This window comes from Desulfovibrio legallii (assembly GCF_900102485.1).
GTDB classification, from domain to species: domain Bacteria; phylum Desulfobacterota; class Desulfovibrionia; order Desulfovibrionales; family Desulfovibrionaceae; genus Desulfovibrio; species Desulfovibrio legallii_A.
The window spans coordinates 29,914-50,058 of the sequence record NZ_FNBX01000016.1 but is presented as its reverse complement, the minus strand read 5'-3'; the positions used below and the strand labels follow the sequence as shown (position 1 = coordinate 50,058).

The 20,145-nt window shown below is 65.1% G+C and carries 16 protein-coding genes and 3 tRNA genes; 14 read left to right on the top strand and 5 right to left on the bottom strand.

Features of this window, described 5'->3' with window-relative positions; all coding sequences use genetic code 11:
- Positions 1-16: 16 nt before the first annotated feature.
- The 9 genes from nikR to BLS55_RS09505 all read left to right on the top strand — a co-directional run bounded on the left by nikR (position 17) and on the right by BLS55_RS09505 (position 7,410).
- Entirely contained in the window at positions 17-433 is a 417-nt protein-coding gene (nikR, locus tag BLS55_RS09545) for a nickel-responsive transcriptional regulator NikR (protein ID WP_092154645.1), read from the top strand.
- The gene (folE2, locus tag BLS55_RS09540) at positions 433-1,260 is read left to right on the top strand and encodes a GTP cyclohydrolase FolE2 (RefSeq protein WP_092154680.1); all 828 of its coding nucleotides are present in this window, start codon (positions 433-435) and stop codon (positions 1,258-1,260) included. The genes nikR and folE2 overlap by 1 nt, the downstream gene beginning before the upstream one ends.
- A gap of 120 nt (positions 1,261-1,380) precedes the next feature.
- Positions 1,381-1,785, top strand: a complete 405-nt coding sequence (locus tag BLS55_RS09535; protein ID WP_092154644.1) for a flagellar basal body rod C-terminal domain-containing protein — start codon at positions 1,381-1,383, stop codon at positions 1,783-1,785.
- A gap of 82 nt (positions 1,786-1,867) precedes the next feature.
- Complete coding sequence (locus BLS55_RS09530) at positions 1,868-2,887, top strand: NlpC/P60 family protein (protein WP_092154642.1); 1,020 nt, start codon at positions 1,868-1,870, stop codon at positions 2,885-2,887.
- A gap of 8 nt (positions 2,888-2,895) precedes the next feature.
- Complete coding sequence (locus BLS55_RS09525) at positions 2,896-3,408, top strand: rhodanese family protein (protein ID WP_092154640.1); 513 nt, start codon at positions 2,896-2,898, stop codon at positions 3,406-3,408.
- 9 nt (positions 3,409-3,417) lie between these two features.
- On the top strand, positions 3,418-4,386 hold the full coding sequence (gene gluQRS, locus BLS55_RS09520) for a tRNA glutamyl-Q(34) synthetase GluQRS (protein ID WP_092154639.1): 969 nt from the start codon (positions 3,418-3,420) through the stop codon (positions 4,384-4,386).
- A gap of 207 nt (positions 4,387-4,593) precedes the next feature.
- A complete protein-coding gene (locus BLS55_RS09515) occupies positions 4,594-4,974 on the top strand; it encodes a hypothetical protein (RefSeq protein WP_092154637.1) in 381 nt (126 codons plus the stop codon).
- Positions 4,975-5,229: 255 nt separating this feature from the next.
- A tRNA-Thr gene (locus tag BLS55_RS09510) sits at positions 5,230-5,305 on the top strand.
- 593 nt (positions 5,306-5,898) lie between these two features.
- Positions 5,899-7,410 (top strand): bifunctional metallophosphatase/5'-nucleotidase, encoded by a 1,512-nt coding sequence (locus BLS55_RS09505; protein ID WP_257243203.1) that lies wholly within the window; start codon positions 5,899-5,901, stop codon positions 7,408-7,410.
- Between the two features lie 294 nt (positions 7,411-7,704).
- Here BLS55_RS09505 and BLS55_RS09500 read toward each other — a convergent pair whose 3' ends face one another.
- The 3 genes from BLS55_RS09500 to BLS55_RS09490 form a co-directional block, all read right to left on the bottom strand.
- A complete protein-coding gene (locus BLS55_RS09500; protein WP_092154636.1) occupies positions 7,705-8,394 on the bottom strand; it encodes a DNA-3-methyladenine glycosylase family protein in 690 nt (229 codons plus the stop codon).
- Positions 8,395-8,474: 80 nt separating this feature from the next.
- The gene (locus BLS55_RS09495) at positions 8,475-9,860 is read right to left on the bottom strand and encodes a PFL family protein (RefSeq protein WP_092154634.1); all 1,386 of its coding nucleotides are present in this window, start codon (positions 9,858-9,860) and stop codon (positions 8,475-8,477) included.
- A 12-nt stretch (positions 9,861-9,872) separates the two neighbouring features.
- On the bottom strand, positions 9,873-10,436 hold the full coding sequence (locus BLS55_RS09490; RefSeq protein WP_092154632.1) for a glycine cleavage system transcriptional repressor: 564 nt from the start codon (positions 10,434-10,436) through the stop codon (positions 9,873-9,875).
- 290 nt (positions 10,437-10,726) lie between these two features.
- On the opposite strand from BLS55_RS09490, the gene lysS reads away from it, so the two are divergent.
- The 3 genes from lysS (at position 10,727) to BLS55_RS09475 (ending at position 12,974) form a co-directional block, all read left to right on the top strand.
- The gene (gene lysS / locus BLS55_RS09485; protein WP_180365443.1) at positions 10,727-12,232 is read left to right on the top strand and encodes a lysine--tRNA ligase; all 1,506 of its coding nucleotides are present in this window, start codon (positions 10,727-10,729) and stop codon (positions 12,230-12,232) included.
- A 3-nt stretch (positions 12,233-12,235) separates the two neighbouring features.
- Complete coding sequence (yjgA, locus tag BLS55_RS09480; protein ID WP_092154630.1) at positions 12,236-12,832, top strand: ribosome biogenesis factor YjgA; 597 nt, start codon at positions 12,236-12,238, stop codon at positions 12,830-12,832.
- Between the two features lie 66 nt (positions 12,833-12,898).
- Positions 12,899-12,974 (top strand) — tRNA-Thr (locus BLS55_RS09475).
- Between the two features lie 314 nt (positions 12,975-13,288).
- On the opposite strand, the gene BLS55_RS09470 is transcribed toward BLS55_RS09475, so the two are convergent.
- Positions 13,289-13,365 (bottom strand) — tRNA-Arg (locus BLS55_RS09470).
- A gap of 77 nt (positions 13,366-13,442) precedes the next feature.
- Positions 13,443-16,076, bottom strand: a complete 2,634-nt coding sequence (gene hrpB, locus BLS55_RS09465) for an ATP-dependent helicase HrpB (protein ID WP_092154628.1) — start codon at positions 16,074-16,076, stop codon at positions 13,443-13,445.
- A 98-nt stretch (positions 16,077-16,174) separates the two neighbouring features.
- Between hrpB and BLS55_RS09460 the strand changes: the two genes are divergently transcribed.
- Together BLS55_RS09460 and BLS55_RS09455 are read left to right on the top strand one after the other, a co-directional pair.
- On the top strand, positions 16,175-17,257 hold the full coding sequence (locus BLS55_RS09460) for a sigma-54 interaction domain-containing protein (RefSeq protein WP_092154626.1): 1,083 nt from the start codon (positions 16,175-16,177) through the stop codon (positions 17,255-17,257).
- Between the two features lie 250 nt (positions 17,258-17,507).
- Entirely contained in the window at positions 17,508-20,135 is a 2,628-nt protein-coding gene (locus BLS55_RS09455; RefSeq protein ID WP_257243202.1) for a tetratricopeptide repeat protein, read from the top strand.
- Positions 20,136-20,145: the final 10 nt, after the last annotated feature.

The following is a 20,145-nucleotide window of genomic DNA, read 5'->3' as shown; positions in this document are numbered from 1 at the left end:
GCCACAGGAATATGTTATGGGAAATCTGGCCCGCTTTGGCGTGTCTCTGGACGAAGACCTGCTGGAACCGTTTGACGAACTCTGTCGGCGCAAAAGCTATCCCAACCGCTCCGAGGCCATCCGCGATCTGATCCGCAAGGCCCTGGTGGAGGAGAGCTGGCACAACGACGTTTACGGCGCTGGCACCTTGACGCTGGTCTATGACCATCACAAAAACGACCTGGCCCGCAAGCTCATGCAGATCCAGCACGACGAGCACGAGCTGATCATCACCACCCTGCACGTGCATCTGGACCACTACAACTGTTTGGAAGTGCTGGTGCTCAAAGGCGAACCCCGCCGCCTGCGGGCCCTGGCGGACAAGCTCATTTCCTGCCGGGGCGTGAAGCACGGGGTATTCACGGGCACAACAACGGGGCAGGATCTGGCATGATGGAAGACGTGCAAAGCCACGCCCCCCAGGTGGCGCTGAACATAGACCGGGTGGGCGTGCGCGACCTGCACCTGCCCCTTCTGGTGCGCGACCGCAGCCGGGGCAGCCAGCAGACTGTGGCCAGGGTGGACCTGGGCGTGGACCTGCCCTCGTCCTTCAAAGGCACCCATATGAGCCGTTTTGTGGAGGCGCTGGAGGCCTGGAATGATGAAATCAGCTACCAGTCCGTGCGGCGGCTGCTGCTGACCATCAAGGAGCGCCTGGGCGCGCGGCGGGCCTTTGCCTGCTTCAGCTTCCCCTATTTTATCTCCAAAAAGGCTCCGGTTTCCGGCAGCCCGGCCACCGTGGCCTACGCCTGCCGCCTCACGGGCGAGCTGGACGACTCCGGCCAATCCTTTGTGCTGGAGGCGGACGTGCCGGTCATGACCGTGTGCCCGTGCTCCAAGGCCATCAGCAAGGAGGGCGCGCACAGTCAGCGGGCCTTGGTGCGCATGCGGCTGCGCATGCGGGCCTTCTCCTGGTTGGAAGATTTTATCGACATCGCCGAGGCCTCGGCCTCGTCGGCGGTCTATACCCTGCTCAAGCGCGAGGACGAAAAATTTGTGACGGAAAACGCCTTTGCCCACCCCGCCTTTGTGGAGGACGTGGTGCGCAACGTGGCGCAGCGCCTGCTGGAACACGGCCAGGTGGAGCAGTTCAGCGTGGAGGTGGAGAGCATGGAATCTATCCACAACCACAACGCCTTTGCCCGCATTGAGCGCGACCTGAGCGCCGTGCGGCGGCCGTACGCGACGACGGAGCAGAGCGACGGGCCGGCGGCGACGTAAGCCGTGAGCAGCGGCAGGCACCAGAAGAATATTATTGATAACTTTTATCGTTATGTATAGAGTCTAAAAAAATTCTTCCCTACCTGTTGTTTCTTGTGCTACACCAACCCAGGTGCCCTTATGACGAACAGCAGCAACAGCAGTCTGGCCGTAGCCGCGGGCGCCATGACGGCCCAGTCCTGGGGCCTGGCAGTAACGGCGCACAATGTGGCCAATGTTTCCACGGCCGGCTTTCAGCCTGGGCGTGCCGCCTATGCCACGGGGCCCGCGGGCTTTGGCGCGCGTCTCAGTGCGGTGTTGCCCGCAGCGGACGCCGCGCGGCCTGAGGCGGCAAACGGGGCGTCCGCCGTGAGCCCGGCGCAGGCCGTGTACGACGTTACCACCATTGTCGGCGCGCCCAGCGGCACGGACCTGGGAACGGCTTCCGTGGAGATGATTGCCACGCAGCACGCCTATGAGGCCAATGCACAGGTTGTGCGCACGGCCGACGCCATGCTGGGCACCTTGCTTGACATGAAGGCCTGATTGCTCTGCCCCGGAGCGTCCGCCAGTGAAGAAAAACTCCGCCCGCCCTTGCGGCGCGGCGCAAACCCAATACGGAGCGCGGATGGGTAAGTGCCTGAAACTGGGCGTGCTGCTCGCGTCCTGCGTCCTGGCTTTTGGTTGCGCGGCCAGGCAGCAGCAAAGCGGCCCCCAAGACGAGACCCTGCGTGTGGAACGGTTCCGCCGGTCCTATGAGGCCGCTTTTGACAACAAGCAGCAGGAGGCCAGCCAGCAACTCATCAGCAAAGCCCGCTCTGCCCTGGGCACGCCCTATGTGCGGGGCGGTTCTTCGCCTGACGGGTTCGATTGCTCCGGTTTCGTCTGCTGGGCGTACAAAAGCGTGGGCGTGAGCCTGCCGCGCACCGCGCGGGAACAATCCGTAGTGGGCAAGCGCATCACCAGGGTGGAGGACATGCGGGCCGGCGATATCGTGGCCTTTCGCCATCCGCGGCGGGGCTACCATACGGGCATCTATGTGGGGGACGGCAAATTTATCCACAGCCCCCACCGACGCTCCACCGTGCGGATTACCTCCCTGGACGACCCCTATTTCAGCAACACATTTCTGGGCGCGCGGCGCGTGAAGATGGAAGGCGGGCAAGACCTGGTGGCCCAGGCTGAGCGCCGCCTCAACGATTTTACGGAAGAACGGGCCGTGCGCGATCTCTCCTCCGCCAAGAAGGCGAAGGGCAAACAGAAAGCCGGCGTCAAGTCCCGCAAAAAGGCTGACAAAATTGTGCAGGTAGCCAGTAACGAGCGTAGCGGCAAACGCCGCGAGGCCGTCCGCGTCGCCAAAACTTCCGCCAAATCCGCCAGATCCGCCAAATCTTCCCCCAAGGCTTCCTCTTCCGCCAAGTCCGAGGCCGTTCACGCCGCCAAGCGCGGCAAGGCCGCCCAAACCCCTGACAAAGCCTCCGTCCGATCCGCCAAAAAGGATGTGTCCGGCAAGGACCGTGCCGCCAAAGGAGCCCCCAAGGCGTCCAGGGCGGACAAAAAATCTGCCGACGTGCGTAAGGTGGCGGCCAAGGGCGATGTGGGCAAAACTTCCAAGACCGCTCTCAAAAAACGGGGCGGCAATTCGTAGGCTTTCTCATGCTTGATAGCATTTCTCCTGAAGAAGCGCAAAAAAAACTGCAAGAAGGCACGGCCCGCTTGGTGGACGTGCGTGAACCCGATGAACTGGCCGCGTTGCGTCTGCCCGGCGCCGAAGCCGCGCCCCTTTCCATTATCCGCTGGATAGGCCTGCGTCCGGCCACGGCGGAAGTCCCCATTATTTTTACCTGCAATTCCGGCAGGCGCACCAGAATGGACAGCGACCTGCTCCAGCAGCTGGCCGGAGGCCCGGCCTATCAGCTGGAAGGCGGCACGCAGAACTGGGCCGCCAAAGGGCTGCCGGTGGAGCGCGGGGGTAAATCCCTGCCCATGTTCCGGCAGATCCAGATCGGCGCGGGCTCCCTGGTGCTGCTGGGGCTGCTGGGCGGGCTGGTCTGGCCGGGCATGCTCTGGCTCTCAGCCTTTGTGGGAGCGGGCCTGGTCTTTGCCGGGGTCACCGGCTTCTGCGGCTTGGCTCTGCTGCTGGCGGCCATGCCCTGGAACAAGAAATAGCTTTTCATTATGCTCCGCTGCTGCGGCAGGCTGGCGCCCAGCCCTACGGGCCTGCTCCACCTGGGCAACGCCTGGGCCTTCCTGCTGGCTTGGCTGGCCGCACGGGCCCAGGGCGGCCGCGTATTGTTGCGCCTGGAGGACATTGATCCGCAGCGCTCCCAGCCGGACTTGGCGGCCGCAGCTCTGGAAGATCTGCGCTGGCTGGGGCTGGACTGGGACGCCGGGCCGGATGTGGGCGGCCCGCACGCGCCCTATGCCCAGAGCGGGCGCGGCACCCTGTATGAGGCAGCCCTGGCGCGGCTTGAAGCGGCCGGTCTGACCTACCCCTGTTTCTGCACCCGCAAGGAGCTGCGCCAGATGGCGGCGGCCCCTCATGTGGATGACCGCGGCGCGCCGTACCCCGGCACCTGCCGAGGGCTGAGCGAGACGCAGCGGCAGGCTCTGCTGGCCCAGGGGCGACACGCCGCCGTGCGCCTGCGCTGCCCGGAAGACCCCATCGACTTCGTGGATGCGGTGCAGGGGCCGCAACGTTTCACGCTGGCGGCGTGCGGTGGGGATTTCGCCCTGCGGCGCAGCGACGGCGTGGTGGCTTACCAGCTGGCTGTGGCCGTGGACGATGGCCTTATGGGCGTGACCCAGGTGGTACGCGGGCGGGACATATTGCCTTCCACCCCACGGCAGATAGCTTTGCTGCGCTTGCTGGGCATGCCCGTACCCGCGTATGCGCATGTGCCCCTTTTGCTGGATGCGGCGGGGGAGCGGCTGGCCAAGCGGCACCACAGCCTTGCCCTGCGCGAGCTGCGGGAGCGCGGCGTGGATGCCCGGCGAGTTGTGGGCCTTCTGGGGCGGCTGGCGGGGTGCAATCCCAGCGGCGCGGCGCTGCGGCCCCAGGATCTGCTGACAAAATTTTCTCTGGCGACGGTGCCGCGGGCGGATATCCGCCTGGATGCGGCCTGCCTACGCGCGCTTATCAGTTGAGGGCGCTGCGGCAGACAGCGCAGGGCCGGGGCGGCGCTTCGGCCGAGGAGCGCAGCGGCGCTATTTTTTGGCAAAGGATTGCGCCGGCTTGTGGGCGTGGACAGGGGCGTCCTATGGCCGCCTTTGCCGCCTGCTTTCCGGCGATGGCGTAACCAGGCGGGGGTTGGCGCTGAGCGGCCCTTGCTGTGCAATGGCGGAGCGTTTCTGATGGCTGTGCAGTCTTTGGATCAAAATGCGTTGGACGAAATTTTTCCGACTGACCGGGCGGACGCCTTTTTCGACGCCTTGTTCGGCGGCGCGGAGGAAGGCGCGTATGACATCGTGCTGGTGTGCCGCGAAGTGACGCCGGAGCAGGCGCAACTGGCCTTTGAGCTGCGGCAGCGTCCTGGCCGTTGCCTGGCCTGTAATCTGACCTATGGCCTGCCCCAGGTTTTTCAGCGCCACCCCATCCTCAACGTGGCGGGGGTGGCGCGTCAGGTGGCGGAGCGCCTCAACTGGCAGCCCGAAAGCGTGCGCTGGGAACTGGGCCACACTGAAGAGCTGTGCCGCAATACGCACGCCATCCCCCTGGTGCTGCACCGGGCCTGAGCCCGCAGAAGACCGTGGCGCAGCAGGCCAAAACCGGGCAGAATCTCTTGACATGCGGCGGTTTTTTTGGCAGATGTAGCCGGTTGCCAGCTTAGCTCACTTGGTAGAGCAGCTGATGCGTAATAAGTAGGATTTCGGAGGGCTTGGGTAGATTAACGTTAGAAAAATCAAAATATCACCACACAGTTTTGGCTGATGGATTTTGTGTTTTTCTGGCCTGCTTAGACCCTGACGCAAAAAAACAATTTTCCATACGCCGCCTTGGCTCAGTTGGTAGAGCGGCTGATTCGTAATCAGCAGATCGTCAGTTCAAATCTGACAGGCGGCTCCATAAAATCAAGGGTTTATGTGTTACAAAGACACATAAACCCTTCTTGTTTTTATCCCCTCGGTAATCCTCCCCATAAACGCTACTTCTTTTTGGGAGGATTACCTATGGGTAATCTTCCCATTTTTATGGGCACTTACAAGTAAAGCCTGTGCCATGTGTGACCAGCACTTTGGCGGCAGAACGGCCCCGCCGCCGGGGTGCAGACCGTTTATCTGGCCGCTTTGGCAGGATTTTGCCCTGGTGTTGGACGTGAAAAACATTCGCGTGGCGCTGTGGCCGCTCTCGCTGCCTTGCCAAAAGCTGCGTAGGGGTGGAGTATAGCAACACCGGGAACGCCTGTTCCCGGCCGAACGCCCGCCCGCATGCTGTGGGAAAAGGAGCTCGGCTTTGTCTTGGCGTCGGCCAGTGCTGTCTGCGTTTTTTTTCTGGGGGGCACCATGCCTGCACGTTCGATCCGGCTCCGCTTTTCCGCAGCTGTTGCGTCTTTTCTGGCTGTGCTCTCCCTTGTTCTTTGCTTGTACGCCGAGCGTGGCGTAGCGCAGGAATCCGGACAGGAGGCGAAGCGGCGGCAAGACGGTCTTGAACTTCTGCTGTTGCATACCAACGATCTGCACTCCTATCTGGCCGGACGCGACGCTCAGGGCAACGCCTGCCTGCAGTCCGAGGGCTGCACCGGCGGCCTCGCCCGACTTGCCACGGCCATAAACCGCGCCCGCGCCGATCATGACAATGTGCTTGTTCTGGACGCGGGCGACCAGTTTCAGGGCACGCTGTTCTTTACGGTCAACAAGTGGCCCATGCTGTCGGATATCAATGCCCTGCTGCGCTATGACGCCATGACCCTGGGCAATCATGAATTCGATGACGGCTGCGAAGCCGCGGCAGATTTCGTGCGCGCCCAACCTTACCCGGTACTTGCCGCCAACCTGGACGCGCGCCCCGGCTGCCCCCTGCGCGATGCGCCGGTACTTCCATGGATCATTAAGGAAGTGCGGGGCGTCAGGGTTGGCATCGTGGGCCTGGCCAACCCCAGTGTGCGCACCCTGTCCTCGGCCTGCCCTGAAACCCGCTTCACCAGAAGCGCCGACACGCTCAAAAAAGCCGTCACAGCGCTGCAGCGCCAGGGCGTGCGGCACATCATCGCCCTCACCCATCTGGGACTGCCCAAGGATGTGGAACTGGCCCGCAACGTAGACGGGGTGGACATCATCGTGGGCGGGCACACCCACACTTATCTCGGCCCTGGGTCCGACGCCGGGCCGTACCCGTTGGTGGAGCATTCCCCTTCCGGGCAGCCCGTGCTGGTGGTCACCGCCGGGGCTTTGGCCAAATATCTGGGCGAGCTGGATGTGACCTTCGACGCTGAGGGCGTGCCTCTGCGCTGGAACGGCGCGGCCCGGCCGCTGGACGCGTCCGTTCCCCCGGATCCGGCTATGGAAGCCAAAATTGCAAAATATACCCGCAGACTTGAAGCCTTCACTTCCGTGCCCGTGGGCGTGAACGGTCTGGAGTTCAGGGACGGCCTTCACGCCTGTCGTCGGGGCGAATGTCTGGCCGGCATGGTCGTCACTGACTCCATGCTGGACTATGGCCGCGCCCATGGGGCGCAGATCGCCCTCATCAACAGCGGCGGCCTGCGCGCGCCGCTGCGGCGTGGAACGCTCAGCCTTGGCGACATGCTGGCCGTGCTGCCCTTCGGCAACAGGGTCATCATCCGGGATTTCAGCGGCGGACAACTCCTGGCGGCCCTGGAGCACGGCGTGGCGGACCACAAGGGCGTGGGCTCTCCCCTGCTGCAGGTGGCGGGCATGCGCTATGCATACGCCCCCGCCCGTCCGTCGGGCAACCGCATCGTCATGGCGGAGATGGTGGATAAGTACGGCGGCGCCCATCCCGTGACGCCGCAGGGCCGTTATCGCGTCGCACTGGTGGACTACCTGGAGCGACGGGGCGACGGCTATGCCATGCTGGCCAAGGGCGTGCCCGTAGAAGCGCCGGATCCGGCGGACGTGGACGTACTGACCGCCTACATCAAGGCGCACAGCCCGTTACCCATGCCTGCCGCCGGACGCATCACGCGGATTGGAGCCTCTGGAGCAGATTAATTTTGAGAACAGGCATTCTCAAAGTTTACGGCACGCTTGCTTCGGCGCTTAACAGCGCAACTAAATTGCGCTTACGCCTCCGCAGCGGGCGTCTGCTCACGCAGCCGCCGGGCATTTCAACTTTGAAATGCCCTGGAATCGGCGAGGGCCGATAGCGGCGGCGTAGCGAAGTTGCATTTTGCAATTATCCTGGCAGGGGGACGGCAACGGCAGTGGCAGCGTCAAAGCCGAGTGGGCGTGCGCTGTGGGCCCTGCCGCGCGGGCCGCTACGAAATGTGCGAAAAATTCTGGACACTACCTTTCCCCGGCGGCGTTCCGGGCTGCGCAGGGCGCGGTCGGGTCCGTCAGCTCCGGCAAGGCCCCGCCTGCAATGGCCCAAAGGTAAAGGCTGGCTACGGAGCCATACGGGCTGTAGCGCCGTCGGTAGCGCTCAAAGCGCTCGCGGGAGAGTTCCCGGTGGCGGTAGAGCATGCGCAGGCCGCGCTGGATGGCCAAATCGCCATAGCTCAGGATGTTGGGCCGCTGGAGGGAAAAAAGCATGAGCATTTCCGCTGTCCACACGCCTACCCCATCCAGACGGCAGAGGGCCGTGCAGAGGCTTGCATCGTCCAGTAGGCGCAGGGCTTCCGAATCCAGATCGCCGCGCAGGGCGGCGGCAGCCGCGCCCTGCATATAGCCCACCTTGCGGAATGAAAGCCCCTGTTTTTGCAGCAGTTCCGTCCCGGCGGCAGCCACGGTGCGCGGCGTCACCTGTCCGAGGGCCGTTTCCAGCCGCGCCCAGACGGTTTCCTGCGCCTTGGTGGCTATCTGCTGTCCCACGATGGCGTGCATAAGGGCGGCGAAAAAATCCGGGCGCACGGTGCGCCGCACGGGGCCGATGGCCGCCATGGCGCGCGCCAGGCGCGCGTCGCGCCGGGCGAGGTGCGCGATTTCTTTTTCTCCGTAGCAAAAATAGGGGGCGGCAACCCGGAAGGCAGCGGGCATGGCGCGTCCTCCCTGTGTATGGGATAGAGGAGGGAGCGGCCCGCCCCCACGGCGCGAACCATCGGGGCGGGGCCGGAAGGTCAGTTTTTCAGGCTGTGGATGGGCGCGGGAATGCGCCCGCCCAGGGCGATGAATTCCGAAGCGTCCCCCTGCGTGACGGGGATAATGGCGGCTTTGCCCAGCAGGCCGCCGAAGGAGACTTCTTCGCCCACGCTTTTGCCGGGCACGGGGATAAGGCGCACGGCCGTGGTTTTGTGGTTGATGACGCCGATGGCCATTTCGTCGGCGATGATGCCGGCAATGGTGCTGGCGGGGGTATCGCCGGGAATGGCGATCATGTCCAGACCTACGGAGCAGACGCTGGTCATGGCTTCCAGTTTTTCCAGGCTCAGGCGGCCAGAGGTGGCCGCCGCTTCAATGCTGGAATCTTCAGAAACGGGGATAAAGGCCCCTGAGAGGCCGCCCACGGAAGAGGAAGCAAAGGCCCCGCCTTTTTTGACGGCGTCGTTGAGCATGGCCAGCACAGCGGTGGAGCCGGGCGCGCCGATGCTGGAAAGGCCCAGGCTCTGGAAGATCTCGCCTACGGAGTCGCCCACCGCCGGGGTGGGGGCCAGCGAAAGGTCGGCCACGCCGAAGGGGATGCCCAGGCGGTCGGCCACCTCGCTGCCGATGATTTCGCCCACGCGGGTCACCTTGTAGGCCGTGCGTTTGATGACCTCCGCCATGTCCAGCAGGGTGAGGCGGCCGCCCTTGCTGTTGTGGCCGGCCTCGCGGGCGCGGTCCAGGGCTTTTTTTACCACGCCGGGGCCGGAAACGCCCACGTTGATGACCACGTCGGGTTCGCCCACGCCCAGGTAAGCGCCGGCCATAAAGGGCACGTCCTGCGGAATATTGGCAAAAACCACCAGCTTGGCGCAGCCGATGCCGCCGCGCTCCGCCGTAGCCGCGGCCACAGCGCGGATTTGGCGGCCCATAAGGGCCACGGCGTCCATATTGATGCCGCTGCGGGAGGAGGCCACATTGATGGAAGAGCAGATGCGCTCCGTCTGGGAGAGGGCTTCGGGCAGCGCTTCGATGAGGGCGCGGTCGCCGCTGGCAAAACCTTTTTCCACCAGGGCGGAAAAGCCGCCCAGAAAGTCCACGCCAGCCTCGCGGGCGGCCTCGTCCAGGGCGCGGCAGACCCGCACCATGCCGTCCGGGCCGAAAGGCGCGGCCACCACGGCAATGGGGCTTACGCTGATGCGCTTGTTGACCACGGGGATGCCGTATTTGTCGCCCACATCGTCGCACACGGCCACCAGCTGGGCGGCGTAGCGGCGCAGCTTGGCGCGCACGTTGGCGGTGAAGAGGTCCAGGTCGTGGCTCACGCAGTCAAACAGGCTCACGCCCAGGGTGACGGTGCGCACGTCCAGATGCTCGTTGCGGAGCATGTTCAGGGTGCTGGTTATTTCGCGTTCTGAGAGCATGGCGTATCCTGACTAAAATGGGGTTACCCGGTGCACGGCCTCAAAAATATCCCGGTGCTGCACGCTCACGCGCAGGTCGCGCTTCTGGCCTTCGCAGGCCAGTTCGCGGCGCAGCCGCCCCAGATCGACGCTTTCGGGCACCATCACTTCAAAGACGAACAGGGCGCGGTTGGGCCCGCCCTCGCCCAGGATGGCCTTGAGGCTTTCAATATTGACGCCGTGCCGGGCGAAAACGCGGCTCATGGCTGCAATGAGCCCGGGCTTGTCCGGCCCGTCGGCGGTAACCACAAAGGGTTCGCAGTGCAGGTCCGTGCCCCACTGGCCTTTGACGGCCGGGCGCACCAGCACGGAAAGGTCTACGGCGGCGGCGGCCAGCCCGGCGCTGAGCTTCTGGCGCAGGCCCTCGGCGTCGGGGCCATCGGGCGCGGCCACCACAAAAATGGCCGCAAACTCGCCGGAAAGAATGGTCTGGGTCACTTCCTCAATATTGCAGCCCGTTTCTTCAAGGATGCGGCTGACCGTGGCCACCACGCCGGGGCAATCCCGCCCCAGAAAGGAGGCTGTATACTTTTGCATGGATTTCCCTTGAAATACCGCGCGTCGCGCGGCCTAGAGGTCAAAAAAGTTCTTTTACACTCTATGGATGGCAAAAACAAGTGGGCCACGGCCGCCATCGGCGCAGGAGGCCGGGGCCCTGCTGCGCCTGCGCTTCAATCTTGACGCCGTGGCGTGAAGAGCATAGCCTGACAGTTCTTTGAATTCAGGGCAGCGCAGGAGTTGTTTCCGTGGAAGAAAGGGAAAAGAAAAGTAAAAAGCCCGCGGTGAAGTTGGGCACCAAGTCGCCGCACGCAAGTTATTTTATGCCCATGCTGGAAAGTTTCGCGGCCCGCGACGACCTCAATGAGGTCGTCAAGAACCGCGTGGTCAAAGCCTGCGATCTGCTGGACGCGGGCGTGCCTCTTTTTCCCAATAATTTCCGAAAACAACACGATATCAATTGGGTTTTGGAAACCTACGGCCCCCTGGAAGGGGAGGAGCTGGACCGGCAGGAGGACGTCTTTGCCGTGGCCGGGCGCATTGTTTCCCTGCGCTCGTTCGGCAAGGTGGCCTTTTTCCACCTTATGGACCAGACGGGCCGCATCCAGTGCTACGCCTCGCGCGAGCACATGTCCGCAGAGGACTACGCCATCGTCAAGAAGCTGGACGTGGGCGATATCGTGGGCGTATCCGGCCATCTTTTCCGCACCAAGACCGGTGAGCTTACCGTGGCCTGCCGCCGCATCAAGCTCATTACCCGCTCCATGCGGCCGTTGCCGGAAAAGTACCACGGGCTCAAAGACCTGGAAATGCGCTACCGTCAGCGCTATGTGGACCTCATCGTCACCCCCCGCGCGCGGGAGATTTTTTTGAAGCGCAGCCTCATTGTGCGTGAGTTCCGCCGGTTTATGGAGGACAACGGCTTCATGGAGGTGGAAACTCCCATGATGCAGCCCCTGGCCGGCGGCGCTACGGCCAAGCCCTTCAAAACCCATCATAACGCCCTGGACCTGGACCTTTTTCTGCGCATAGCGCCGGAGCTGTACCTCAAGCGGCTGCTGGTGGGCGGGTTTGAAAAGGTCTTTGAGCTCAACCGCAATTTTCGCAACGAAGGCATCGATACCCGCCATAATCCGGAATTCACCATGTGTGAATTCTACTGGGCCTACGCAACCTTTGAAGATCTCATGGACTTCACCGAGCAGCTCTTTGCCCATCTGGCGCGCACGGCCTGCGGCGATACGGTGGTGCCCTACCAGGGCGAAATGATCGACCTGACCCCCGGCGCATGGAAGCGGCTGAGTTTTTATGATTCTCTCACCCAGGTGGGGGGGCACAGCCCGGAATTTTACAACGATTACACTCGCGTACGCGACTATATCCGCCAGCGCGGCGAAAAGGCGGCGGACAGCGAAAATCTGCAGAAACTCCAGGCCAAACTCTTTGACCTGGATGTGGAGCCCAAGCTCATCCAGCCCCATTTTATCTACCATTATCCTACGGAAATTTCGCCGCTTTCCAGGCGCAACGATCAGAACCCGGGCATCACCGACCGCTTTGAGCTCTTCATCACCGGGCGGGAGCTTTCCAACGCCTTTTCCGAGCTCAACGACCCCGTGGACCAGCGTCTGCGTTTTGAGGATCAGGTGCGCGAGCGCGAGGCCGGCGACGACGAGGCCCACAGCATGGACGAAGACTACCTGCGCGCCCTGGAGTACGGCATGCCGCCGGCGGCGGGGCAGGGCGTGGGCATTGACCGGCTGGTTATGCTGCTGACGGATTCGGCCTCCATCCGCGAAGTCATCCTCTTTCCCCTGCTGCGGCCCGAAAGTTAGGCCATGCCCCGCGCCCGACGTCATCAGTGGTCCGCCGACGGCCAGGAGGAGGCCCCCCGGCCCAGCCGTTCGGCCAGGAAGCGCGCCAGCCTCGCTTTGCAGGATCTGGGGGCGGAGCTCGCCCGCCTGCCGTTGCCGGAAATGCGCGCGCTCAATCTGCCGCCAGACCTTGCGGCTGCCCTGGAGCTCTACGCCCGCATTGGCGATCATGAAGGCCGCCGCAGGCAGCTGCAGTTCATCGGCCGCCTCATGCGCGAGGTGGACCCGGAACCCGTGCGCGCCGCCTTGGAGGCCCGGCAGGCCAAGACTGCGGCGGCGGGCGCGGCCCTGCACCTGGCGGAGCAATGGCGTCATCGCCTGCTCGCCGCCCCGGAGGCGGAGCTGGACTCCCTGCTGGGCGCGCTGCCCGCTGGGGCTGAAGCGACGGGCGGCGACGATCCGGCCGCGGACGCCGCGGCAAAGGCGCGGGCCGAGCTGCGCGCCCTGGCCCTGGAAGCCCGAAGGGAAAAAGCGGCCAACGCTGCGCCCCACGCCGCGCGGGCTTTGTTCCGCGCATTGCGCCGCCGGTTCGACATGGTCCGGGACGAGAAAATTTTTTGACGCAAATCCGGCCCGCAATGCTTGACGAATCTGGAGGCTTAGGATACAAATCCTCTTCGTCACCGCGCCCTTGTAGCTCAGTCGGTAGAGTGCATCCTTGGTAAGGATGAGGTCTCCGGTTCAATCCCGGACAAGGGCTCCAGGAAATCAACGGGTTACTGTTTCGGCAGTGACCCGTTTTCTTTTGTGCACATGAATCTGTGCACATTTCCAATTTCGGGCAACCGCTCTACGGCCATGCGCTTTTGGGGGCCTACACGAGTCTACACGGGTCTACACTAAAGATCGGGGCAGACGCTTCTACACGCGCGTTCCGGCGTTTAACAGCTCCAATAAATTGCGCTTACGCCTGCAAGGCGGGGGTCTGTTCGCGCAGCCGCCACGGCATTTCAGAGATAGGGGCATGTGCCCAAAAGGAAAAGCACCTACCGCAGAACAGTAAGTGCTTGAAAAACTTGGTGCGCCCACCGTGATTCGAACACGGGGCCTACAGCTTAGGAGGCTGTCGCTCTATCCGACTGAGCTATGAGCGCGACGGGTTCTGTGTAGAAGGTCTGGCGGCGCGTGTCAAGGCGGCGTTGCGGAGCGGCGAAGCATTCGGCCCTGGGCGTCAGCGTTTTTTGTCGTGTCGGGCGGCCAGCCGTTTGGCGCTGAGGCTCGTGGCCTCTGCCGCGGCAGGGTCTTCGGGCCAGGGATGGCGGGGATAGCGGCCGCGCATTTCGGCCCGCACGGCCGGGTAGCCGTGCCGCCAGAAGTGGGGAAGATCCCGGGTGATCTGCAAGGGGCGGCCCGCAGGCGAATTAAGGTGCAGGGTCAGGGGCACGCGCCCATCGGCAATGGCGGGCGTCGCAGTGCAGCCGAAAAATTCCTGCAGCTTGGCGGCCAGCCGCGGGCCGCCTTCCTCGCCATAGACAATGGGCCGCAGTGCCCCGGAGGGCACGCGCCAGTGGGGTGGGGCCGCCTGCGCCAGGCGCCGCGCCATGTGCTTGGGCAGCAGGCCGTGCAGGGCCGCCGTAAATGCCGCGGCAGTCAGATCCGCAAGCGCCGTGCAGCCCGCGAGCGCCGGGGCCAGCCAGAGTTCCAGGCTTTGCAGCAGGGCGGCGTCGCTCACGTCCGGCCAGGGTTCGCCTTCCAGGCCGCGCAGCAGGGTCACACGCGCCTGCCATTGCCGAGCCGCGTCGTCCCAGGGCAATGCGTTGAGCCCGCACTGCCGCAAATGGGCGCAGAGCGCCGCCGCGCACTGCTCCGGGGCCGGGTGCGGCAGAGGTGCATCCCGCAGCAGCAGCGCGTCCAGCCGGGTCTGCCGCCGGGCCGTGATCTGCCCTTCAGAGCTGATCTGCACCAGATCTTCCGTCCGCATCTCCTGGCCGAACCGGGCTTCCAGATCTTCGGGCTCCAGCGGCGCGGCCAGGCGGATACGGCCGTGGGGTGCAGCTCCGTCCACCTCGGCCACGGCCAGAAAGGGGCTGCGGCTCAGGCCGTCCGTTGCTGGAAGCCGTGCGGCGCGGCCGCAGCGCAGGCGGTATGTGACGCCGGGGCAGGGACCGCCTGCCGTGTTTTCCTCCCGGTTCTGCCGCTGAGCGATCAGTTCCGGCCAGCCTTGCGCCAGCACCGTACCCGCGGCTTTGTGATCCGCCGCTGCCAGGGCAAAAATATCTCCTTCCAGCCCGATCATGGCCGCCAGACGGCGGGCCTGTCGCCGCAATGGAGCCTGCACGCCGTTTCCCCCGTTGCATCTGCCTGCCGGGCTGTCTGCTGGCCGATCGGATCGGCAGAGCCTGTCCAGACGTCTGCCCAGATCCGCCCCGTATCCGGCGGCTGCGCCGGGGGCGCGTTCCTCCAGCAGTGCGGCCAGACAGCAGGCCAGAGGGCCGTGCCCCTGGGCCTGCGCGTCCAGCAGCATTTTGGCCGGGCGCGGTTCCAGCGGCAGGGCGGCCATGCGCCGCCCCAGGGGCGTGGCGCGGTGTTGCGCGTCCAGCGCACCCAGGCGCTGCAAAGCCTGGCGGGCCACAGCCACGGAAGCGGTGGACGGCGGGTCAAGCCAGGGCAGGGCGGCGGGATCCGCCCCCCAGACGGCCAATTGCAGGGTAAGCCCGCTCAGGTCCGCTTCCAGAATCTCCGGTCGCGCCGCGGGGCGCAGGCCACGGTCTTCGGCGGCGTCCCAAAGGCGGCAGCAGAGGCCCGGTTCCGTGCGCCCGGCCCGGCCCGCGCGCTGCACGGCCCCGGCCAGGGAAACCCGCTCCGTGGTCAGCCGGGTCAGGCCGCTGGCCGGGTCAAATCTGGCCTGTCGGGCCAGGCCGCAGTCCACTACCATGCGCACGCCGTCTATGGTCAGGGAGGTCTCGGCGATGGCGGTGGCCAGCACCACTTTGCGCCGTCCCGGAGGGGGCGGGGCCAGGGCTGCGTCCTGGGCCTGCGGAGGAAGATTGCCGTAGAGCGGGTGGAGATCGACCTCCGGCGGCAGGCGGCCTTCCAGCAGTTGCGCCACCTGCCGGATTTCCCCCGCGCCGGGCAGAAAGGCCAGCAGGCCGCCGGGTTCCGTGCGGCAGAGCCCGGCGATGACTGTGGCCGCATGCCGCCACAGGAGGGGCGCGCCGCCGGGGAAGCGCCCCGCTTCCGCCCTGGGGGGCAGGTAGCGGATGCTGACGGGGAAGGCGCGGCCGGGGCAGGAAATGACCGGGCAGCCGCCCAGCAGGGCCGCCACGGGCGCGGCGTCCAGCGTGGCGGACATGACCGCCAGCCGCAGGTCCGGGCGCAGGGCCGCCTGGCTTTCCAGGCAGAGCGCCAAGCCCGTATCCGCCGTGAGGGAGCGCTCATGAAATTCGTCAAAGATGACGCAGGCCGTGCCGCTGAGCTGGGGATCATCCTGCAGGAGGCGGGTCAGCACGCCTTCGGTGAGCACCTCCAGGCGGGTGGCGCGGCTGACGCGGGTTTCGTCGCGCATGCGCAGGCCCACGGTGCGGCCCAGCTCTTCGCCCAGGGCGCGGGCCAGGTAGCGGGCCAGGGCGCGGGCGGCTACGCGGCGGGGTTCCAGCAGGAGGATGCGGCCCCCGCCGCGCTCCGGGTGGAGCCACGGGGCGGACAGCAGCCAGAGGGGCAGACGGGTGCTTTTGCCCGCGCCCGGTTCGGCCTGCAGGACCAGGTTGCCGCCCTGCGCCAGAGTCCGGGTCACCTCCGGGCGCACGGCGTCCAGGGGGCAGGGGGGCAAAGCAATGGGCGGCTGGGCAGGGGCAGGTATGATCATGGCGGTGAGCCGGGCTGTTGCGGGCGCTTTTTTACTGGCAATCCGGGCCGTGTCAGTGTATTGACACAGAAGAAAGCCTTCAGGCGGAGAAAAGAACCATGGAGTTGAACACCAGCGGCATTATCGGGCAAAGCACCACGCTGGCCGAGGTCTTTAAAGTGCTTGGCAAGGTGGCGCCCACCGACAGCACAGTGCTTGTAACCGGAGAATCGGGAACTGGCAAGGAATTGCTGGTTCGCGCCCTGCACGCCAACAGCCGCAGGGCGGAAAAGCCTTTTGTGCCCATCAACTGCGGGGCCATTCCCAAGGATTTGCTGGAAAGCGAGCTCTTCGGCCACGAAAAAGGGGCCTTTACCCATGCCATCCGCTCCCGGCCGGGCCGGTTTGAAATGGCCGACGGCGGCACGGTTTTCCTGGATGAAATCGGGGAGATGGATCTGAGTCTGCAGGTAAAAATTCTGCGGGTGCTGCAGGAAAAGGAAATCGAGCGGGTGGGCGGCACGGGCAGCAAAAAGGTGGATGTGCGCATTGTGGCGGCCACCAACCGTGACTTGGAGGTCGAGGTGGCGGCCGGGCGCTTTCGGGAGGATCTTTACTACCGCCTCAATGTCATTCCCCTGCATTTGCCGCCGCTGCGGGAGCGCGGCGGTGACGTGCTGCTGCTGGCCCGCCATTTTCTCAACCATTTCTGCGCCAAAAAGGGGCGGCCGCCCCTGGGGCTGACCCCGGACGCCCGGCGCGTGCTGGTGGCCTATGCCTGGCCCGGCAATGTGCGCGAGTTGGAAAACTTCATGGAGCGCTTGAGCATCCTGGTGGACGGCGATACCGTCCGCCCGGAGGATCTGCCGGCCAAGATCCTGGATCATGTGGGCGAGATTGCCGCCCTGCCGGAGGTGGATGAGGCTGAGGCCGCGTCCGACACCGGTGTGGTGGCGGCGGCCGTACCGGCGGGAAGGCTGCAGGCCGGGGATTCCGGCGGGGAGCCGGGCGCGTTCGTCTGGCCGGATCTGGCTGTGTTGACGACGCATGGGTTGAATCTTAAGGATTTTTTGGATGCGGTGGAGGGCCGCCTGATCGACGAGGCCCTGGACCGGGCCGAAGGCGTCAAGAACCAGGCTGCCGAGCTTTTGGGCATCAAGCGCACTACGCTTATTGAAAAGTTGAAAAAGCGGCAGGTCTAGGCATTTTTTTTGCATGTTTTCGTGCGCCCCAGGGGGCGACAAAAACTTCCATGCTCGGCGGGAACAGGTGAATCAGAATACGGCAGCCGCCGCAAATCGGCATCAGACAAACGTCGTCAAGGACGCGGTTGCGCCGCGCCGCCGCGGGCGGGGCTTCTTGCGCCGTGGGCTGTTGCCCCTGGCCCTGGCCCTGCTTCTGACGGAGGCTGCGCTGCCTTCCCGCTGCGCCGGACCGGCGTTTGGGGGCAGTGTGCCCGTTGCTCTGGCCGCCGAGGCGACGCCGGGTGCGGGGGGCCGCCAAAGCCTGCGCAGCCCCGTCAACCCCGGCGGGCCGGAAAACTGGCCTCCGGATAAAGCCCTTTCCACCACTGGGGCGGCCGCTGCTGTCCCTCCCCCTGCGCCGCCAGCGCAGAGCACGCCCGCACAGAACGCGCCGTCTCCCGCAACCTTCGGCACCGGGGGGGGCGCAGCGTCCGGAACGCCGCCCGGCGTCGCGGCCCCCGGCCCAGCCGCGCCGACTGCCGCCGCCCGCTCCGAAGCCGCGCCCGACGCGCCCCCGGTTGGTTCCGCCGGGCAAAACGCTCCGGCCCGTGCGCAGGACGCGGCAGCGCCCGCCGTGCAGCCCCTTCCTCCGGCGCAGACCGCGCCGCCGACTGCCGCCGCGCATACGGAGGTTTCCGGCAAGGTCAGCGGCGAGGTGCTCGGCCTGAAGGAGCAGAAGCCGGAAAAAGAAAAGGCCCCGGTTGTGGAGGAACCCCGCCCGGTCGTCTATGTGGACGAGCAGGGCAATCCCGTGCCCAAGCCGGCTGACCCGGCTAAGATGCTGGCAGAAGCGGAACGCCTGCTTCAGGAACGGAAATTTGACGAAGCGCTGCCCCAACTGGAGCAGATCCGCAAGCTGCCCAACCTGACGCCGGAACAGCGGGAGGCGACCCTCTACCATATCAGCGATTGCCTCTGGGCCCGCTACGCCGATGATCCGCTGGCGGGCTTTGAGCCCATCGTATCCGCCACCAATGAGGCTATGCACGCCAACCTGCGCTCGCCCCGCGTGCCCGACGCCTTGCTGCGTCTGGGCCTGGCCAACGTCAACGTGGGCAACCTGGTGGATGCTGGCGGGTACATGGCGGCCCTGTACCGCCGCTATCCGGACTACCCTGGCGTGGCCCAGGGTTTTACGGCCCTGGGGCAGGCGCAGCTTGCCAAAGAGCGCAATGCTGCGGCGGAGCAGTCCTTTGCCCTGGTGCTGGACAGATACCCCGAATCCTCCGTGCTCATGGAGGCCTCCGTGGGGCTGGCCACGGCCCTGCATCGGGAAAAGAAATATGACCAGGCCCGGCTTATTCTGGATTTTATCAGCAAGCGCTGGCCGCGACACTATATTGACCAGCCGGACTTTTTGCTGCTGCAGGCCCGCAATGCCGAAGCTCTGAACCTCCCTGCGGCGGCCTTACCCCTATACTGGCTGCACTACAACCTGGTGCCCCAGGCCAAGGGCGCGGACGCCAGGCTGCTCCGGATGGGCGACATGTATTCCCGCCTGGGGGCGAACAAGGCGGCGACGTTTGTTTACACGCAGACGCGGGACAAGTTTTCGGGCTCCTTTGCCGCCTGGATGGCGCGCCTGCGCCTGGCGGAAGGCGGCATTTACGATGCGCCCATCACCTATGCGGCTATGAGCCAAGTGTTTGCGCGCGCCTCCGGAAAAAATCTGCCCCAATTCTACCGGGAGTTTGCCGCTGCCGGGGGCGAAGCCCCTCAGGCGGCGCTGGTCGGGCTTAAGGAAGCCATGTGGCAGTACTGGGACGGGCGCTATACCGACGCCATGGGCAAGGCGGCGGATTTTATTGACGCCCACCCCGAAAATTCCGATGTGCCCCAGGCGCGGGAGCTCATCTGGATGGCTTTTCAGAAAGAGCTGACCAACTCCCTCACCGAGGGCAACTACGGCCGCATCCTGATCCTCTGGAACGGCTTCCCCCTGGTGCGGGAACGCTACGGCGCGCCGGACCCGCGCCTGCGCTACGCCCTGGCCCAGGGGCTGCTGGAGCGGGGCGAGGAGCGCCGCGCCCTGGAGATGCTTACGCCCTTCCTGGCCTCGCCCATGGACCCGCAGTACGGCGAAGCCACCTTTGTGACGTTTTTTAATCGATACCTGCAGGCCGGGGCCTGGGACAAAATTCTGGATCTGGGCCGTTTGGTTTCCACATGGCCGCTGCGGCCGCAGCTGCGCAATCAGCTGGACTACGCCATGGCTCTTTCGGCCCAGAACCTCAACCTCAATGCCCCGGCCCTGGCCATGTGGCACAAGCTGGCGGACAAACAGGATATCCCCCTCTACCAGCGGGCCTACGCCACCTATTTTCTGGCCCGCGACGCCGAGCAGCGCAAGGACATTGCCGCCGCCTACCAGCTGAACCGTAAGGTGGTGGAGCTTTTCACCCGCCTGCACGACGAGCGCTCGGACAAAGCCGACCCCCAGCGCATCAAGGACGCCATGCTGGCCCTGATGGACATTTGTGAAGTGGGCAACCGCGTGCCCGAAGCCCTGCAGTGGCTGGCCCGCTATAACGCCTTTGTGCCGTCCAATTCGCCGGAATACCCCGGCCTGCGCTTCCGGGAGGCCCGCCTGTACCGCAAACTGGGCGACGCCACCAGGGCGCAGATGCTTCTGGAATCCATCGTGCGCGACTATAAGGATTCCCCTTTTGCTCAGGCCGCGGCGGCCGAGCTGCGCACCTTTGCCGTCTCGCGCGATCTGCAGAACTTCATGCCCGGCAGCGCGGCGGGATCCTCGGCCGGGCAGCCGCCTGCGCAGAATCCTGCCCAATCTTCCGGGCAGCCGCCTGCGCAGAACGCCGCCCCCGCCGCGCCATAAAGCGCGCCTT

Excerpts from the sequence above, each read along its gene's own strand:
- BLS55_RS09460 (WP_092154626.1), top strand. The coding sequence starts at position 16,175 with ATGGAGTTGAACACCAGCGGCATTATCGGGCAAAGCACCACGCTGGCC.
- lysS (WP_180365443.1), top strand. The coding sequence starts at position 10,727 with ATGCTGGAAAGTTTCGCGGCCCGCGACGACCTCAATGAGGTCGTCAAG.
- hrpB (WP_092154628.1), bottom strand. The coding sequence starts at position 16,076 with ATGATCATACCTGCCCCTGCCCAGCCGCCCATTGCTTTGCCCCCCTGC.
- BLS55_RS09535 (WP_092154644.1), top strand. The coding sequence starts at position 1,381 with ATGACGAACAGCAGCAACAGCAGTCTGGCCGTAGCCGCGGGCGCCATG.
- BLS55_RS09490 (WP_092154632.1), bottom strand. The coding sequence starts at position 10,436 with ATGCAAAAGTATACAGCCTCCTTTCTGGGGCGGGATTGCCCCGGCGTG.
- BLS55_RS09495 (WP_092154634.1), bottom strand. The coding sequence starts at position 9,860 with ATGCTCTCAGAACGCGAAATAACCAGCACCCTGAACATGCTCCGCAAC.
- gluQRS (WP_092154639.1), top strand. The coding sequence starts at position 3,418 with ATGCTCCGCTGCTGCGGCAGGCTGGCGCCCAGCCCTACGGGCCTGCTC.
- nikR (WP_092154645.1), top strand. The coding sequence starts at position 17 with ATGGGAAATCTGGCCCGCTTTGGCGTGTCTCTGGACGAAGACCTGCTG.
- BLS55_RS09530 (WP_092154642.1), top strand. The coding sequence starts at position 1,868 with ATGGGTAAGTGCCTGAAACTGGGCGTGCTGCTCGCGTCCTGCGTCCTG.
- BLS55_RS09515 (WP_092154637.1), top strand. The coding sequence starts at position 4,594 with ATGGCTGTGCAGTCTTTGGATCAAAATGCGTTGGACGAAATTTTTCCG.
- BLS55_RS09525 (WP_092154640.1), top strand. The coding sequence starts at position 2,896 with ATGCTTGATAGCATTTCTCCTGAAGAAGCGCAAAAAAAACTGCAAGAA.
- BLS55_RS09500 (WP_092154636.1), bottom strand. The coding sequence starts at position 8,394 with ATGCCCGCTGCCTTCCGGGTTGCCGCCCCCTATTTTTGCTACGGAGAA.
- yjgA (WP_092154630.1), top strand. The coding sequence starts at position 12,236 with ATGCCCCGCGCCCGACGTCATCAGTGGTCCGCCGACGGCCAGGAGGAG.
- folE2 (WP_092154680.1), top strand. The coding sequence starts at position 433 with ATGGAAGACGTGCAAAGCCACGCCCCCCAGGTGGCGCTGAACATAGAC.